Origin of the sequence: Acinetobacter sp. D009, assembly GCF_038562025.1 — a bacterium.
In the GTDB taxonomy this organism is placed as follows: domain Bacteria; phylum Pseudomonadota; class Gammaproteobacteria; order Pseudomonadales; family Moraxellaceae; genus Acinetobacter; species Acinetobacter pittii.
The window spans coordinates 116,883-135,357 of the sequence record NZ_CP151886.1 but is presented as its reverse complement, the minus strand read 5'-3'; the positions used below and the strand labels follow the sequence as shown (position 1 = coordinate 135,357).

Annotated in this window: 15 protein-coding genes; 8 read left to right on the top strand and 7 right to left on the bottom strand. The window is 39.3% G+C overall.

Annotated features, from left to right (window positions below):
- The first annotated feature begins 139 nt into the window (after positions 1 to 139).
- Positions 140 to 1,150 (top strand): allantoicase, encoded by a 1,011-nt coding sequence (gene alc / locus AAC388_RS00610; RefSeq protein WP_170248000.1) that lies wholly within the window; start codon positions 140 to 142, stop codon positions 1,148 to 1,150.
- Complete coding sequence (locus AAC388_RS00605) at positions 1,147 to 1,650, top strand: ureidoglycolate lyase (protein WP_202724454.1); 504 nt, start codon at positions 1,147 to 1,149, stop codon at positions 1,648 to 1,650. The genes alc and AAC388_RS00605 overlap by 4 nt, the downstream gene beginning before the upstream one ends.
- A gap of 128 nt (positions 1,651 to 1,778) precedes the next feature.
- On the opposite strand, the gene parE is transcribed toward AAC388_RS00605, so the two are convergent.
- Positions 1,779 to 3,662 (bottom strand): DNA topoisomerase IV subunit B, encoded by a 1,884-nt coding sequence (gene parE, locus AAC388_RS00600; protein ID WP_086266283.1) that lies wholly within the window; start codon positions 3,660 to 3,662, stop codon positions 1,779 to 1,781.
- 14 nt (positions 3,663 to 3,676) lie between these two features.
- A complete protein-coding gene (locus tag AAC388_RS00595; protein WP_206235666.1) occupies positions 3,677 to 4,258 on the bottom strand; it encodes a YqiA/YcfP family alpha/beta fold hydrolase in 582 nt (193 codons plus the stop codon).
- A gap of 211 nt (positions 4,259 to 4,469) precedes the next feature.
- Between AAC388_RS00595 and AAC388_RS00590 the strand changes: the two genes are divergently transcribed.
- Positions 4,470 to 5,813, top strand: coding sequence for a hypothetical protein (locus AAC388_RS00590; protein WP_002121854.1), 1,344 nt, complete (start codon positions 4,470 to 4,472; stop codon positions 5,811 to 5,813).
- Positions 5,814 to 5,868: 55 nt separating this feature from the next.
- Here AAC388_RS00590 and AAC388_RS00585 read toward each other — a convergent pair whose 3' ends face one another.
- The 5 genes from AAC388_RS00585 to gshA form a co-directional block, all read right to left on the bottom strand.
- Entirely contained in the window at positions 5,869 to 6,396 is a 528-nt protein-coding gene (locus AAC388_RS00585; protein WP_032062531.1) for a hypothetical protein, read from the bottom strand.
- A 15-nt stretch (positions 6,397 to 6,411) separates the two neighbouring features.
- Complete coding sequence (locus tag AAC388_RS00580; protein WP_032057109.1) at positions 6,412 to 8,010, bottom strand: glycoside hydrolase family 19; 1,599 nt, start codon at positions 8,008 to 8,010, stop codon at positions 6,412 to 6,414.
- 3 nt (positions 8,011 to 8,013) lie between these two features.
- Positions 8,014 to 10,890, bottom strand: a complete 2,877-nt coding sequence (locus AAC388_RS00575; protein ID WP_342371062.1) for a type VI secretion system Vgr family protein — start codon at positions 10,888 to 10,890, stop codon at positions 8,014 to 8,016.
- A gap of 156 nt (positions 10,891 to 11,046) precedes the next feature.
- Positions 11,047 to 11,568 (bottom strand): disulfide bond formation protein B, encoded by a 522-nt coding sequence (locus AAC388_RS00570; RefSeq protein ID WP_002121896.1) that lies wholly within the window; start codon positions 11,566 to 11,568, stop codon positions 11,047 to 11,049.
- Between the two features lie 16 nt (positions 11,569 to 11,584).
- Positions 11,585 to 13,162, bottom strand: a complete 1,578-nt coding sequence (gene gshA / locus AAC388_RS00565; protein WP_060465115.1) for a glutamate--cysteine ligase — start codon at positions 13,160 to 13,162, stop codon at positions 11,585 to 11,587.
- A 168-nt stretch (positions 13,163 to 13,330) separates the two neighbouring features.
- Here gshA and AAC388_RS00560 point away from each other — a divergent pair, with 168 nt between their 5' ends.
- The 5 genes from AAC388_RS00560 to AAC388_RS00540 all read left to right on the top strand — a co-directional run bounded on the left by AAC388_RS00560 (position 13,331) and on the right by AAC388_RS00540 (position 18,474).
- A complete protein-coding gene (locus AAC388_RS00560) occupies positions 13,331 to 13,870 on the top strand; it encodes a DUF924 family protein (protein ID WP_342371061.1) in 540 nt (179 codons plus the stop codon).
- A 59-nt stretch (positions 13,871 to 13,929) separates the two neighbouring features.
- The gene (locus AAC388_RS00555) at positions 13,930 to 14,493 is read left to right on the top strand and encodes a hypothetical protein (protein ID WP_002122008.1); all 564 of its coding nucleotides are present in this window, start codon (positions 13,930 to 13,932) and stop codon (positions 14,491 to 14,493) included.
- A gap of 13 nt (positions 14,494 to 14,506) precedes the next feature.
- Positions 14,507 to 15,817, top strand: a complete 1,311-nt coding sequence (locus AAC388_RS00550; protein WP_342371060.1) for a DUF445 domain-containing protein — start codon at positions 14,507 to 14,509, stop codon at positions 15,815 to 15,817.
- A 28-nt stretch (positions 15,818 to 15,845) separates the two neighbouring features.
- Entirely contained in the window at positions 15,846 to 17,000 is a 1,155-nt protein-coding gene (locus AAC388_RS00545; protein ID WP_032036194.1) for a pyridoxal phosphate-dependent aminotransferase, read from the top strand.
- Between the two features lie 106 nt (positions 17,001 to 17,106).
- Positions 17,107 to 18,474 carry an MATE family efflux transporter gene (locus tag AAC388_RS00540; protein WP_032005022.1) on the top strand — a complete coding sequence of 456 codons (1,368 nt, stop codon included), beginning with the start codon at positions 17,107 to 17,109 and terminating at the stop codon, positions 18,472 to 18,474.
- Position 18,475 lies beyond the last annotated feature (1 nt).

Genomic DNA, 18,475 nt, shown 5'->3' with positions numbered 1-18,475 from the left:
AAATTTATTTAGCTTTTCCACAAAACTGGCATGCACCATGCTTATATATTTAAGTATAAAACTCGTCTCAGCACGCTCCGTGTTAGCGCAGTTTTAAATGAAAAATCATGTTTTTAACAAGAAATACGGATACTCCACTATGGCAACATTGCACGCTCCAGCTTTTGAACTTCCTGAGATTTTGAATACGAAAACCAATTTGGCAGATGCCCGAATTGGTGCACAAGTCATTGAGTGTTCAGATGATTTCTTTGCAGAAGCAAAGCGTATGCTGCAATTTGATGCACCTATTTTTGTTGAAGATAAATTTGATGACAACGGCAAATGGATGGACGGATGGGAAACGCGCCGTAAACGTCACGCAGGCTATGATTGGTGTATCGTGAAGTTAGGTGTAAGTGGAAAAATCACTGCACTTGATATTGATACCAGCTTTTTTACAGGAAATTATCCTGCATCTGCATCATTAGAAGCATGTTATGCACCAAATGGGGACCTGTCAGGGGCAAAATGGGAGAATGTTTTAGGAAATACTGAACTAGGCCCAAGCCAGCATCATATTTTTATGGTCAATAATGATGCACTTTTCACTCATATACGCCTTAATATTTTCCCAGATGGCGGTATTGCCCGTTTACGTGTCTATGGTGATGTTCATATTCAGGTAACTGATAGCGAACAAACTCTCGATTTATTGGCTCTCGAAAATGGTGGCCGCGTAGTTGCCTATAGTGATGCTCATTTTGGACACCCGCGTAATTTGATTAACCCAGGCCGTGGCGTCAATATGGGCGATGGATGGGAAACCAAACGCCGCCGTGCACCGGGTTATGACTGGTGTATTCTTGCGTTGGGTAAAAGCGGAAAAATTGAAAAACTTGAAATTGATACGGCTCATTTTAAAGGGAACTTTCCTGCTCAAGTATCTATTCAGGCGGTTTACCTCGAAAATGCAACCGATGCACAGTTAATTCCTCAAAGTATGTTTTGGTCTTACTTACTAGAAGCCCAACCGATGCAAATGGATCATATTCATGAATATGTGAATGAGATTTTACAACATGAAAAAATCTCGCATATTCGTATTAACATGATTCCAGATGGTGGTATTAGCCGTGTTCGTTTATGGGGAAAAATTGCCAAGTCATGATGATGAATACTGTTCAAATTCAGCCCTTAACAATTGAAAACTTTCAGCCCTTCGGAGAAGTCATCTGTTGTGACGGGCATGACTTTTTTCATATTAATGATGCCCACACCGAGCGCTACCATGCGCTCGTTGAAACTGAAATTGAAGGGGAAGCAAAAGCAGGAATTAGTATTTTCCGTAATATTAAGACCAGTGTGCTGCCTTTAGAGATTTCAATGTTAGAGCGTCATCCGAAAGGCTCTCAGGCATTTATTCCACTACAGCAACAAAAGTTTTTAATTATTGTTGCACCCGCTTTGGATGAAAATACTCCTGATATTTCAAAGTTATGTGCTTTTATTTCAAACGGACAGCAAAGCATCAATTATCGGGCAGGCACATGGCATCATCCTTTGCTTACCTTTGAAGCACCAAGTGATTTTGCAGTAGTAGATCGAATTGGAGGGGGAGCGAATTGTGATATTTTTCAATTTCCACATGCTATAAAAATTACGACCTAAATTAAAATATACAGATCTGTCTAATTTAATGGTCTAAACCTTAATAGCAGGAATCGTTGTGGTGATTTCTAACAATCTTAGGTTTATATAAAAAAACCCCGCTAATTGAGCGGGGTTTTTTCATTTTTCTAAACAGTAATATCAGCTAAGTTACCCTTCTGCTCAAGCCACTGCTTACGATCTGCCGAACGCTTTTTCGCAAGCAACTTGTCGAGTAAACCTGCCGTTAAGTGAACATCATCTAGGTCGAGCTGAACTAAACGACGCGTGTTCGGATCCATAGTCGTTTCACGTAATTGAATCGCGTTCATCTCACCCAACCCTTTGAATCGGGTAATTTGCGGATTTCGATTGCCTTTAACATTTTTCAAAATAGCTTCAAGCTCATCATCATCAAGCGCGTAATAGACATCTTTACCAATGTCGATACGGAATAATGGTGGCATTGCTACATACAAATGCCCTTCTTCAACCAATGCTGGAAAGTGTTTAACGAATAAGGCGCATAATAAGGTCGCAATGTGTAAACCGTCAGAATCGGCATCGGCTAAAATACAAATTTTGCCGTAACGTAGTTCAGATAAATCATCACTGCCTGGGTCTACCCCGATGGCAATCGCAATGTCGTGAACCTCTTGAGAAGCGAGTACTTCATCAGAAGAAACTTCCCATGTATTTAAGATTTTTCCACGAATTGGCATGATCGCCTGAAAGTTTTTATCGCGCGCTTGCTTGGCACTACCACCTGCTGAGTCACCCTCGACAATAAATAATTCACTGTCCTCACGTGTTTGGCCAACACAGTCTGCCAACTTACCCGGCAATGCAGGGCCGGAAACAATTTTTTTACGCTCAACTTTCTTTGCTGCTTTTAAACGACGACCTGCTTTAGAAATCGCCATTTCAGCCAGTTGCATCGCGATTTCAGCATGTTGGTTTAGCCAGAGTGAAAAAGCATCTTTAGCAATATTTAAAACAATATTTGATGCTTCTCGACTCGAAAGACGCTCTTTGGTTTGACCAGAAAATTGTGGTTCTTGGAACTTGAGCGACAAGATATAGTTCACGCCATCCCAAACATCTTCTGCCGAGAGTTTAAGATTACGTGGTAACAAGTTACGTAACTCACAGAATTCACGTAACGCCTCAGTAACCCCAGAGCGTAAACCGTTCACATGAGTACCGCCTTGTGCAGTTGGAATTAAGTTGACGTAACTTTCTTGAACCTGCTCACCACCTTCCACGTTCCAACAAATCGCAAATTCACATGCCGCACGATCTGCCTGACCGCTGCTCACAAATGCAGGATTTGGCAAAATTTCGCGGTCTTGCAATTCATCCATCAAATAATCGACGAGGCCATTTTCAAATTGCCATTCAATTTTTTCATCGTTAATTTGATCGATATAAATAATTTTTAAGCCAGCCGCTAAAACAGCTTTAGCCTTTAAATTGTGTTTAAGCGCCTTTAAAGCAAATTTTGGACTATCAAAATATTTAGCTTCTGGCCAAAAATGTACAGTTGTACCTGTCGCACGTTTTGGTGCTTTACCCTCAAGAACAGCTAAAGGTGCTACTGGTTCGCCCTGCTCAAAGGCCATTTGGTATAGGTTACCCTGACGTTGAACTTCGACCTCAACCCGTGTTGATAAAGCGTTTACAACTGAAATCCCCACACCATGCAAACCACCTGAAAACTGGTAGTTATCGGTGCTGAACTTACCACCGGCATGCAGCTTGGTCAGAATGATTTCGATACCACTTTGGCCATATTCAGGGTGAATATCAACTGGCATACCACGGCCGTTATCTTCAACAGACAATGAACCATCTTTATAAACCGTGACACATATTTTGTCAGCATGACCAGCTAATGCTTCATCAACAGCATTATCAATAACTTCTTGGGCTAAATGGTTAGGTCGAGTCGTATCAGTATACATCCCTGGACGACGACGAACAGGGTCTAAACCGGAAAGAACTTCAAGCGATTGAGCCGTATATTGTGTCACGTTGTACGTTTTCCTTATTTGATGGTGTGCGCAAAGAATTCGATCACTAACGGTAATTTTTCTTCAAAATCTTCCATAGCATGATTGCCATGAGCATCCGTCAAAATCAATGAGGATGGCGTTGCAGCACTATAATAGCGTTGTGCTTGACGATAATCCAAAATTTCGTCGCCTTGTTGCAATAAGACGAGTATTTTGTCGGCATTTTCAGGTTGATTCAGTTCCAGTTGTTCTAACTGCCTTAACTGAACATGATCAATTGACCATTGATCATTCACCACATAGGGCATACTTTCAACTTGAAATAACTCATCAAACAGTTTCCATGGTTGCATAGCAGGGTTAATCAGTACAGCTGGAACATTATATTTCGCGACAAAATATGTCGCAAAAAACCCGCCAAGGCTACTACCGACTAGGGCTACATCTTGTAAAGACTCTATCAGCTCTGAAACTTGCTCAACCACTAGATCAGGAGATCTATTTAAGTCTGGCAAATGCACATTTATGCCCAATTCGCTACAATACTGTCTAAGACTCAGCCCTTTAATTGAAAGAGAGCTACTATTAAAGCCATGGAGGTAGATAATATTCATATATTTTCCCTCTAAATTGAGAATAAATTCACATTTTTGTTCTCAGTTTGTATATAAAAACACTATTGTCAGACAAGAAAAACCACTCAACTAACCATTCATCAGTATTTTAAAAACATGTGTTATTTAAACTACTAAGATGGAAACGTTAGCTGCCGTTGATAAAAAGTACAGCTTAAAACGTCGGTTATAACGTATATGGGGAAAAGATATGCCGAGCTTAACACCACTACATGAAACTTATTGTAAATGGGATCGTACGCCACCTAGTCAGGCAGATGTATTAGAAGGTTTAGCTCAACTGTTCAGTACCAGCTTAAATGGTGTACATGAATTAATTCAAGTTATTAATATTGAAGTATTAAAAAATGCTTTTGGTGTGAGTACACAAAATGCTAAAAACTTTCAAAAACGACCATTTGTGCAAAAGGCATATCAGTTTTCTTATGGCGCTTTACAAAAATACGGTAGTTGTTTTTTAGCGCCAAGCTTACGTCATATTATTGAAAAATATCCCACACTTCACGAAAAACCGCTCACCCCGAGCTTACATTTTTTAGTCGGCATTTTGAATGGGATTTTTGGGGATTATCTACTGAAACAGCATAGCCCCCTCGCCTTACCCATGGTGTTATACGATCACTACGGTGCAATACAACAAGGGGAACTTGCAGGCCGTATTGTGATTTTGGCTCATGGTTTGTGTATGAACCATCTGACTTGGTCAAATGCACACTATGGCGGCATTGGTGAGCGCCTGTTAGCGCAGCGTGACCATAACACCATGTTGTATTTAAATTACAATACAGGCCGACGCATTTCAGCCAATGGACGCAGTTTTTCGAACTTATTAGAAGACTTGGTCCAACGTAATCCAAGAATTACCAGTATTGATATCATTGGCCATAGTATGGGCGGCCTAGTATCTCGTAGTGCCTTGTTTTATGGCAAACAAAATATGTATCAATGGATCCATATGGTCGAGAATCTAGTCTGCATTGGCTCTCCACATCATGGGGCAGTTTTAGAGCGCTTTGGCTTTACCATACAAGATAAACTTGGGGCTTTCCCTTTTGTCGGCTTACTCGGTCAACTGGTTAATATTCGGAGTAATGGTATTTTAGACTTACGCCACGGTAGCGTTCGTGATGATGATTGGGAACATATGGATGCCCGTATTGGTATGATGGATGATAACCGTGCGCCTGCTCCACTGCCTTCCCATATCAACACCTTTTTAGTTGCAGGGACCTTAGAATTTGAAAAGGTGCGCAATAAAGCGTTAACCGTAATTGGCGACTACTTAGTGAGTGTAAAAAGCGCGCTAGGCGAACACCCTAACCCACGTTTTCAGCTTAAGGTTCCAGATTCACATAAAGCCGTGTTTTATGGTTTAAATCATTTTGAAATTCAGTATCACTCGAGTGTTGCCGAACAGATCACTCGCTGGTTATATCCTCATGTGAATGATTATGTTCAAGAGGGTATTCAAACCCATATTATTGATATGCCGAACTATAAGCTCGAAGATTTAGAAGGAATTGTAGAGACGTAAAAGAAGCCCAACTTAAGTTGGGCTTTTTTAAATTATTCTAAAAATCATAAATCTATTAATAATTTTTATCTAACCATTTTTTAATCTCAGAAATATTTTTATATTTATAATAGACTTTCCCTTCTGCAATCCCTTCAAAACCCTCTGCATTACTACCTAATATATTTGTTATATTTTTCAGATTTAAAGTCTTATTTTTACTAATTTGATATAGGTTAACTTGATAAATTTCACCTTCAATTTGTGGAGTACAACAGTAATATGATGAGTTAAGGGTAATTAATATAGGAGGTTTTCTTTTATTTGATTTATAAATACTGACAGCTAAAAGTTTAGGACTTTCCTTAGCTGCAAAATCAGAATAATCACCAACAAATATTTTTTTTTCTTGATCTCCTACATAACCTTTAAGATATGAACCTTCCGAAGATTCACATATATAATTATAGAATTTATAATCATTTTTCTTAAATATATTTAAGTTTACTTGTTGGTCAATATTACATTGATCCTTTGCAAATAAATTCTGAGAATATATTAGAGATGATATAATAAACAGAATACTAGTAAAATATTTTTTCATTTCATAAACACTATATTAAATAAAAATCTTTCTTGCCTGAACAAAATGTGCTCGTCGATCAGCATATGAATTTGTAGCTTCATTAATTACTTTTGTTATGGCATCTACCTGTTCTCCATTAGCACCCTTATCAGCAACATCATAAAGCTTAAATTTCAACCAGAATCTAATGGCAGATCTAACCGCATATTTTGGTTGTTCAATTAATTCAGGATTCTTTACAAAATCGACTTTCTCTCCAGGCCATATAGTTGAGTACATATTAGTTAAATCTTGATAATTATTCTTTCCTGTTAATTGTTTTAGTCCTCGGCCTAAATACCTCCAACCATCACCAGGAGAAGTATTACCTAATTTATATTTAGCGCTACGATAATTATCATCGTACATGCGATTAGCAATTACTTCTCCATTTGCTGGTCCTTGGCCTCTTTTATATCCATCAATATCTGCTTGTTTATGATGAGTTCTATAATAGCCAATTTGTTTCAATGCCGTTGGCCCCATATATTCCACTTGTTCTCTCAGTGAAAAAGAGCTACCAACTTCTTGCCTAACTTGAGCCATAAAATGGGCTTGTCTCAATCTAGTATCCAATTTGTAGCCAGTTAAATCGCTATTTAATTCATCTAAAATTGGTTGAATTTTTGTAGCTGAAGCTTTTGGCCACATTTTTTTCATTTGGTCCATTGTAATTAATATATCAACTTTAACATTCTTATTAATCTCTGGATCATTCTGTGCCGTACTGCCTTTTGTTATATCTACATCCAGATGAAACTCAACAGGGTTGTTTTTGACTCGCGTTGCCATATAGGTTTGTGTCTTTAAAGGCTTACCATCAGGCTTATACACCGTAAATTCTAGTTTCTGCCCTACCATGCTTTGTAATGGTAATTTTCCATTCGAAATACTAAAAAGCTGTTTTTTACCATTTTCAACAACTAACATTTCCACATTAGTTTTTTCTACAATGTAGTCACTTCCATCTCGATCTAAAATTTTAATCGTAGATGCACTTTTAAATTTTTCATAAGGCTCATCTAATTTAATAAAAATTGGTTGTGAACTGCCATTAGCAGAATTTATTGAACTTTTTAAAAAAAATGTATCATTTGATGTTAATACTAAGACCTCTATGTCTCTATTAGGTGATGAGCGTACTTCTACTATGCCTTCATCATTTGTATATTTATCGGGCGAATTTCCTTTACCTTTTGGTCGTGATTGAATAGGAAAGTTTTTCATAACTTTTCCATTCATATCAACAATTTTAAAAAAAGTACTTACGATTCCTTTGGTTGAGCTAGATTGCTTTACTTGTTTATATTCATCAATTGTTTTTGGCAACTGAACTTTAATAGGATTTTTTTCTGAGGAATGAATAGAAGAGTTTATCGTTTTAAATACTGTATAATCTTTTTGATTAGGAGGCTTTGCTAATATCTCAACAGTTCTATTTGGTGAAGCCTGAAATACAAAAAGACCGAGTTTATCAGTTTTTTGGCTATTAGCATTTAATGAATCTTTATATCTAGATTGTACATTTAAGTTAATAATCTGCTTTCCAGACTTATCATAAAACTTAGAAGTAATAGTGACTAATTTACTCATTAATCAAAACTCCTCTTCTGTATAGACGTCATCATTTTCTTCGTCATACAAAAGTGTTTCCTCTAAAAGCTCATCAATATTTTCACTATCAGGCATATTTTGCTTTAACTGAATATAATCTGAATTAAAAATCATTGCAGTAAAGTCTGCTTCTTCTGGTGTATAAAACCGTAATGAACTTAAATTATTATTCTTATCAAGCTTATTTTTATGGGTTTTTATAAGGCTATTGTTCTTTTTATTTATAATAAATAGTTCTTTTTTATCTTCCGAATTTATATTCCAATTATAGTTAATTTTATTACTATAAGGTGTTTTTATAGTAGGTAAGCTTATCTTGGGAACAACAATATTTGCACCGCTCATAAATAAATGCTGACCTGCCTTAACCTCAAGCTTGCCCCCAGTTACAGGGAAAATACCCGAACTATTAATCTTGAGTTGTGAACCGTCCGCAGTGAGTATAATTTCTTTTGGGCTAGTTATTTCGATTCTATCTTCTGTTGAAATAATCTGTATCCCTTTTCGTGCAATGATATCTGTACCATCACTTTGTGCTTGTAACTCAATTCTGCCCTTACCTGCATACATTCTTGCTCCATTTTGAGCTGCAAAAAAACTTATCTTATTCTGGGCATGAGCAATAAAATTCTTTTGAGTACTCAGGTTAATACTATCACCAGCAGTTTGGCTAATATGTCCATCTGCACTCAAATGGATGTTTTCATTACTAGTAAGGGCCATACTATTTGGTGCACTTAACACCATAATCGCTTGTTTAAATGCAGCAGCTTTATCTCTGTCTCGCTGTTCAATCTGATCTAAAAAGGTTTTTAAATAATCAAGAACTTCCAATGGATCTGTTTGCTGATTTTTAGCAAGTTCACTTAGAGCTTTGCTGTTGTTTAACCCGCCTTCAAGCTGCTGTTTGGATTCATTCGCATCAAGGTGAAGTCCTTGAGCTTGCTCTTGTGCATAGGTACTAATGAGCATGCCTTTACCTGCACGCACAGCTCCCCAAGCATCTGTTCTTAGCTCAAAGCCTTCACCACGGCCCTGACTCGTCTCTTGTTCTTTCGGGTGGCTTAAATTACCCAAATTCAGCTGTGTTGCTGCATGGCTACTTTGTAATTGGGTACTAATTTGCCCCGTTGTGTCATCAAAGCGTAATTGGTTAAAGCCACTACCACTGATTTCCTGACTGCGAATTCCGCTTAGTTTTTTAGTATCAGGAAGCTGCCCTTTCACATCGAACTTGGTTGGTGAGCGCTGTGCTTCATGGATGCGCCCAGTCACAAATGGACGGTCAATATTGCCATCAAAGAAGTCAATGACCACCACTTCACCAATACGTGGCAAGAAGCGTGCTCCATAGCCTTCGCCTGCCCAAGGAGTCAGTACATCCACCCAAGCTGAGTCGGTATCATTGTCATTGCTACCCGCGCCACCATCATGCCCATGATCATCACTACGAGTAAATAGAAAACGCACCTTAATGCGCCCCCATTCATCGACATGAATAGTTTCTCCCTCTGGCCCCACGACTTTGGCTCTTTGCGGGTAAGCAATTGGGCGATGCTGTTCTGGATTATATTCAGGTGCAGTTTTAATTTGACGGCGTATTAAGGTCAGCTCATTACCTTGGCGCTCAATATCATCATAACCATGTTTATGCCAACGACTTTGGGTTAACAACTGGCTCACTTGCTGATATAAATCTTTTGGTAAGTTATTTTGGTTATAGAAATTTTTAGCAATAATCAGGAACTCTTGATCAGCCCCTTCATGCTGATCAATTTCAGGATGCTCCTGCAGATTAAACCAATAACCAACTTGGCTATCACGGACACTACTATAGGCCTTAAAGTATTTGGCCTGATTCGCATACATGTCAGTGAAGTGCTGATTTAATTTCTCTAGCTGATTACTACTTGAAGCAGTGGCCTGATCTTCCCCTTTCAAATCTTGCATCCAAGCAGGACTAACATGCCATGCTTGCTCAAGACTCAAACTCGCTGAATCAAATTGCTCTGAATGTAGGTGTGTAGTGATAACTGAACCTACACCTTCTTCATGTGCTAGAGCATCAGGTTGCCAACGTTGCACATGTACAGCAGTCGGCTGCAAAGTCCGCACTGCAACAAAACCAGTAATGCTATCTTGATATTCTGTTGCACTACTTCTGTGATAGCGAATACTACGACGTGCTAAAGCTTGGTACTGGCTATTATCATCAATGAGTCTTAGTTTTTGAGGTTGTATAGGTGCAGTAAAGTGAGGAACAAAAAGCTCTGCTTCATCAATTAGCCAGCTAACGCCTTCACTTCGCCATAAGCGTGTAAGAAAGTCATAGTCAGACTCATTGTGCTGCATGATAAATGGGCGAATATCATAACTCTGGCTTAACCCACTGAGGTCGAGACTTAAACTTGTCGCAAAAAGTGGACTTCTTTCTTGCCATTCTTTAAATAAAACTTCAGTGACTTCAATAATGCTTTTATTCATAAAAACACGACTATTACGGCGCTTGTGCCATAAGTTTGTCGCGTCTTTTAAGGTGAGTTTATAAAGCGTTAAAGCACCGTCACTCTGGCCATAACTCGCTTCTGTTACAATTCCAGTAGTTCGAAATAATTCTCCAGAATCAGTGACCTGATCAACGGCAACTTGCACACCTATAAACTGCTTTAATGCAATTTGGGCACTCGTTGAAAGGCAGATCAACTCAGCTTCCAATCCCTCATTTAGCTGATGTTGGCCTTCTATACGTTGTAAAAAAACTTGGCTATTGAGTAATTCATTAGAAAATTGCACATGGACGGCACGTTTCTGCGCACTTAACCCTATTTTTTCCAAAACATTAAAGATATTAAAAAGCATTTTTTATAATCATAAGGATATAAAACGGCTGCACTTTATAAAAAACAGACCTATCTGTCTACATCATTATTCTTTTTTTTAATTTGTTTTCTTATATTTTGACCTATTCCTAAACAATAAAAAGCCCAACATAGTGTTGGGCTTTTTTAAAGAGCTTTAAGCTCTTTTTTTGGTTGTCTTAAATACTGGATAAAAACGGAATAACTGCCATAAACAGACCAGTAATAGTAAGAGGAAATAGACCAATGACCAAACTGGTAAAGATTGACCTAAAAAGGTCCAATCAATTGCTGCACATTCACCTGAACCCGACAATACTTCTTGTAAAACCGTTTTCATTGGTAAGGCATCAATTAAATAGTTTAAACCCGGGCCACAGCTTGGTACTTGATCTGGTGGTAAATGTTGCAACCAGACATGACGTCCTGCTACACCCACTGACCATAAAATTGCAATGCCTGCTAAAAATGCATAAAAACGTTTAACCGCATTGGAAACTGGGTTATGCAAAAAGGCTATGAGTGCTACAAGGCCCATTGCCATTAAGCCAACACGTTGAAAAATACAGAGCGGACATGGCTCTAAACCTTTTACATGTTCCAGATACAACGCAAAAGACATGCCGACTATACTTGCTAAAACAAGTAGTCCACTCACCAAACGGTAACTTAATCGCATGTAAAACCTCGTTTTATTATCGATATTGTTCAAGATATTGATCAAAACTGATCTTGGTATCTTGCTCAAGTTTTTCTTGCTGCTGTAAAGATTGCGCAGCCAACTGTTCAAAATGTTTCAAAGTTTCCACACTAAGCTCATGCTGTTCATAACTTTCAGCATGTAACTGAGCCATGTGGCTACCAAAACTCCAAGTTCCACCATGCTTTAACGTATCGTCAATGACATGGGCAGATAAAGTTTCATCAACTTCATCAATTCGTGCTTGCATGACCGCCAAAGCTGAACCATACAAGTCCGTTGCATAGGTCTGATCGAGTAGCTGTGCACAATCTTGCATTTTTGCAATATATAAACGTGCCCAATCTTCGATGTGATATGACCCTGTTAAATCTGTAATGGTTGCGTTTGGCGCTCGACCTCGGTTGACCACCTCTGTCTGATTTTTCTCAACCAAGTCTTGCTCAGAACATAACAAGTCTGGGCTATCACTTAACAGACAATAAAGTGCTAACACTTCAAGAAAGCCTGCTGTCGTTTCATTAACGCCAATTGCCGAGTATGGATTTACATCTACAGCACGTAACTCAACATAACCAACGCCTCGATTTTTTAAAGCTTGAGACGGTGTTTCACCTGCTTGAGGCACCTGTTTTGGACGTACTAGACTGTAATATTCATTCTCAATCTGCAAAACATGATCATTAATTTGCAACGGCTCACCAGATGCATCATTTAACCCTAAACGGCTAAATGGTGGGTAAGGAGAATGAACGGCTTTTTGTAAACCATCCAGATAGCCAGACAAATTGTTGTAATGAATACCTAAGCTTTTTTGTGCTGAGTTTTGATAGCCTAATCGTCCCATACGGAGTGCTGTAGCATACGGTAAATAGTATGAACCTTTGATTAAAGGCAACAAATGATGTTTGTGTCCGGTCAAGAAACAGCGACATACCGTTGGACTCGCGCCCACCAAGAACATGACCAATGGTGTTAAACGAATAAAATTACGAATAAGGCCAAAATAACGATGGCTACGGTAATCCTGCAAACTTAATGATTTTAATTGTTCGTCAGTTTCATGAGCTTGCAGCTCAGCAAAAAGTGTATCTGGGAAAGATAAGTTGTAATGCACCCCTGAAATAGTCTGCATACGACGACCATATCGAATTCCTAACCCACGGCGATATAGTGTTTTAAAACGGCCAATATTAGAAGTGCCATATTGCGCTAGACGAATGCGTTCTTCATTGTCGTCTAACATACATGGCATAGACAGCGGCCAGAGTTTTTCACCATTTTCTAAATGACGATGTACAACCGCATGTATATCGGTGAGCTCGTGCAGAGCTTCTTCAATGGTTGGCTTAGGTGAGGTAATAAACTCCATCAACGCTTCTGAATAATCAGTCGTAATTTTTGGATGTGTTAACGCCGAACCTAGTGCCTTCGGATGTAACTCTTGTGATAAGAACCCATTACTTTGCATACGTAGGCTTTCACGCTCTATTCCACGTAACATGCCTTGTAGTAGCGACGAATCCACCCAAGCAGGAATAACTGATTGAGATGGTGTAGTGGGTTGACTCATGCATTTGCTCGCTTATTAAAGATCACTATATACAAAATCGTGAGATGATACGGTTACTTATATAATCACATCATTCCAGTTTGGCAATTTTTATCACAATCTTGTTATTTAAGACACGAAAGAATTGTGATTTTATTGAAGAATAATTGCTAAAGAGTTGTCAATATCATGAACGAACAAGACATTTTAAACTTCTGGTTTTCTCCTGAACACCGTTCACTTTGGTTTGCAAAAAGTGATGATTTTGACAAAAAAATCCGTGAAAATTTTTCTGTTGTTCATCGACAGGCAACTCAAGCAGAACTCTGGTCTTGGCGAAAAACAGCAGAAGGTCGTTTGGCAGAGATTATTGTACTAGACCAGTTTTCTCGCAACATCTATCGTGATCAGCCCCAATCTTTTGCCTATGACAGCTTGGCATTAGCTTTGGCACAAGAAGCGATTAGTTTGCAACTCGATGCACAGCTTAATCCAGAGCAACGCTCTTTTTTATATATGCCATTTATGCATAGTGAATCAAAATTGATCCATGAATTTGCCTTGAAACTATTTCAACATCTTGGCAATGAAATTAACTTGAGCTTTGAGAAAAAGCATAAAGTCATTATTGATCGCTTTGGACGCTATCCTCATCGCAATACCATTCTTGGACGTGTTTCTACTCCAGAGGAAACCGAATTTTTATTAGAACCGAACAGTAGTTTTTAAAGCTTCTTAATTTTTAATGCTGAGTCATCTTTGTTTTAATGCTCAGCTGGGAGTTCACCATGAAATATCTCTCTCTTTGTTTAGCCTTAGGCACTGCCTTAACCTTAACTGCTTGTGCAACGACTCCAAGTAAACCAAAAACCTTTGATCAACTTGGTCAGTTCTCCGCATACCCTTTAAATGCGCAAACGTTTCGTATTAGTTTTCAAGCCGATCCGAATATGAGTTACGGTGCAGCTGAAGAAATCACTTTGGTAAAATCAGCGCAAACGACCGTACAAAAAGGTTTCCGCTTTTTTAAAGTACTGAATGACCCAAGTAACCAAAGTCAGAAACCACCACGTCAGGCTGTGGTTTATCCATCTGCTCCAAGCTTTTATCCTTATGGCTATGGTCGTCGCTATCCGGGTTTCTGGCATGATCCGTTCTATGATTTCCCACAAGTGGTCAATATCGACCCTGTTCAAGTGTCGTATACTATTGAATGTTATCGGGATCAAAAGCAGGCTCCTCAAGACGCTTTTGATGCAACCTTGATCTTGAAATCAATCGGACAAAAATATGGATTGAGTCCGACAGGAGCGCTGTTGCCACCACCCGAGCCTCCAGTAAAACAAAAATGAATAGGATAAATTTATGAGCATGGCAGAAGAAGTTCACCACGTGCCCAGTCTTAAACGTAGTAAATATTTTGCTACCCTAGCGCTGATCATCGTCGTTGTGCTGTGGATTGCACTGATGGTAGCCGACCGTTTTCTGCCAGAATACACAGGTTTTATTCATATTTTGATGCTAGGGGCCGAAGCCGGCGTAGTTGGTGGTCTAGCCGATTGGTACGCGATTACAGTTCTGTTTCGGAACCCTTTTGGTAAGTTACCGATTCCTAAGTTTTTACGGGACCATACCGAGATTATTCCGCGTAACAAGGCACGCATTGCAGAGTCAATGGGCCGTTTTGTACAGGAAAATTTTCTTTCGCCTCAAGTAGTCGAAAGAAGCTTAGAAAAAACAGACTTAAGCCTCGCAATTGGTCAATGGTTGGCAAGTCCGCAAAACAATACGCAAGTGGTGCAGCTCATTCAGCAAACTGTACCGAAAATTTTTGAATTTGTGAGCCAAGAGCAAATTGCTAATTTCGTGCAAAACAACAGCGTGCAATGGGTACGTAATACCCAAGTCAACAAACTCGCCAGTGAAATGCTACGTGCAGTCTTGGAAAATGATTTCCACCAAGATGTTTTACAACGTGGTCTCGATATTGCCCATGAGTGGGTGGTACAAAACCCAGATAAAACCCGTGAATTAACCCGAAAAATGTTTAAAGCACTGGGGGTCTGGTCACTTGCAAGAGGTGCAAGCTGGATTGGAATTGATGTTCAACAACGTACAATCGACTCATTGGTTGAAAAAGTAGAATCGATGCTGGCCGACCATGAACACCCATGGCGACAAGAAATTGAAACGATCGCACATTCACTCATGCTGGAGCTAGCGAAACCCGATAGTGTTGCCAGTCAACGCCTTAACAGCGGTAAAGATGCGCTCCTTGATAGTCCTCAAGTTCTAAATTTTATTAGTGGTGCTGTTACCATTTTGTGTGATGCCATTAAAGAAGATTTAATGAAAGTAGACTCTGGCATTGCAATGAACCTGCGAGCTGCGATTCAGCAATTGGGTGAAAACCTTGTTCAAAATGTAAAAGTACGTGAAGTTCTCAACAAAGAAATGACAGGACTTGCCATGAATTTTACGGATCAATATAGCCATAAAATCATACGCTATGTGAGTGAACGCATTCATGAATGGGATTCACGTGAAATGATCGGGAAAATTGAAAATGAAGTCGGTGGCGACTTGCATATGATCCGAGTAAATGGTGTTGTAGTGGGTGCATTTATTGGTTTGACACTTGGTGTAATTCGGGCAGTGATTGAATCAATTTTATAACTTTAAATATTTTTAATAAGAGAACAATATGCTTCAGCTACAGTCAAAATTGGCCACTCAAGGCGTGACTATTTTTAGTACCATGACGGCACTGGCACATCGTCTAGGCGCACTCAACCTGTCACAAGGCTTTCCAGATTTTCCAGCGCCACAAGCCTTACTTGAAGCCTTATCTCAAGCGACTTTAGCTGGACATAATCAGTACCCGCCTGGCGATGGTATTCTCGGCTTACGGGAGCAACTCGCTTTACAATTTCAGCAGCGTGATCAACTTCAACTTGACCCTGTCACTCAAATCACGATTACTCCCGGCGCAACCATTGCAATTTTTTGTGCCATACAAGCCTGCATCAATGCAGGTGATGAAGTCATTATTTTTGACCCAAGTTATGATAGTTATGGCCCTTCTGTCGAGTTAGCAGGCGGTAAAGCTGTTCATATTGCGTTGCAAGCACCTGACTTTAAGGTGAACTGGCAACAAGTTAAAGATTTGATTAATGACAAAACCCGTATGATTGTGGTGAATACGCCCCATAATCCAACCGGTACGATCTGGGCAAAACAAGACTGGTTAGAACTCATTGAACTGATTCAAGATAAAAATATTCTGGTTTTATCCGATGAGGTCTATGAACACTTAGTTTTTGATGGTCAACAACACTTTAGTGCATTGCATTTTCCAGAGCTCAGAGAGCGTAGTTTTGTGATTGGTTCTTTTGGAAAAACCTTTCACGTGACAGGATGGAAAACGGGTTACTGCGTCGCTTCACCTGAGCTAATGCGTTTATTCCGCCAGATTTATCAATATGCGAATTTCTGTGGCACGACTCCTTGTCAGATTGCGCTAGCGCAATATATGGAGCAACATCCAGAACATATTCAAGAGCTTTCTCAGTTTTACCAAACGAAAAGAGATCGATTTAATCAGGCAATTCACAATAGCCGTTTTTTACTAAAACCTTCTCAAGGTACTTATTTCCAAAACCTTGATTACAGTCAAATTCGTCCCGACTTAAACGATGTGGAAATGTGCCAGTTTCTTGCCGAGCAACACAAGATTGTGGCAATTCCAGTTTCGGTTTTCTACGAGCAAGCGCCTGAGTCTTTACGCTTGATTCGATTCTGCTTTGCTAAAAATGATGAGACTCTGCAAAAAGCAGGAGAAATTTTGAATCAATGTTAATAAATTTAGCCACTTAGCACTGTAAAAATACTACAAGTCATTCGCTCCAACTATACTAAGTTGAATATCCGCCCAGCTCAACAAAGAGATGGGCGATGGAGAACACATGCCACCAAGACAGTCCTTAATTCAACAGCAAAATCTATGGAAAACATTTTTTGTTTTCTTGCTACCTTTGATTGCTACCAATATTTTGCAGAACTTGTCAGGAACTATTAACACCATCTTTGTTGGTCAAATGATGGGAGTTGATGCGATTGCTGCCGTCTCGGTTTTTTTTCCTATTTTGTTTTTGCTCCTCGCTTTTATTATCGGGATTTCAACGGGTACTACTGTTTTAGTAGGGCAAGCATGGGGCGCGCAAAATATAGAAAAAGTCCAAAGTGTAGTTGGTTCTACCCTGTTTATGACCATCATTGGTGGAATTATTACCGCGATTATCGGTGTGTTTTTCGCCCATGATATTTTGGAGCTTTTAGGTACAGATCCCAAGGTAATGCATCTTTCTTTGCCTTATGTGCAATGGATGCTGGCAGGTAGTCCACTTCTGTTCGTTTATATTATCTATACCTCAATTTTACGTGGTGTGGGAGACAGTACGACCCCTTTACTGGCCCTTGCTTTAACCAGTGTAATTGGTTTAGTGATTACCCCAATATTACTTAAAGGTTATTTTGGCTTACCTGCTCTTGGGATTATTGCTCCAGCAATCGCAACGATCACGGGTTATGTGGCTATTTTGATTTTTCTCGCGATTTATCTAAATAAGAAAAATCATCCACTTCGCCCGAATCGTCAGCTTCTGCAACATATCCGTCATAATCCAGAACTAAGCAAAATCATATTACGCTTAGGCGTCCCAACTGGTATTCAAATGATTACGACCTCAATGGCGGGTTTAGTTATTGTTGGGTTGGTTAACCATTATGGTTCACATGCTACAGCAGCGTATGGTGCAGTGAATCAGGTGCTCAACTATATTCAGTTTCCAGCGATTTCGATCTCCATCGCAGCCTCAATTTTTGCAGCGCAAGCGATTGGTGCGGGTAAATCAGATCTATTAGCACGAGTAACTCGCACGGCTCTGGGAATGAACTTTTTATTTACAGGTGCCTTAATTGCACTTGGTTATCTATTTTCAAAATATTTAATGGCTTTGTTTATTACCGACCCAACTGTGGTGGTGTTAGGTCAACAGCTGTTATTTATTGTACTTTGGGCAATTTTATTCTTTGGCGCAGGTGCCATTTTTGCATCTATCATGCGTGCGAGCGGCACCGTGACTGTTCCAATGCTGATTAATATCTCTGCCATTTTATTTATTGAAATTCCATGTGCTTACTGGTTTAGCTCAATGTGGGGGCTTAAAGGCATTTGGGTTGCCTATGCCTTGGCATTTGTCAGTCTATGTATTATTCAAGGCTTGTATTATCAATTTATCTGGAAGAAAAAGACGATCAAAGTTCTTATTTAGA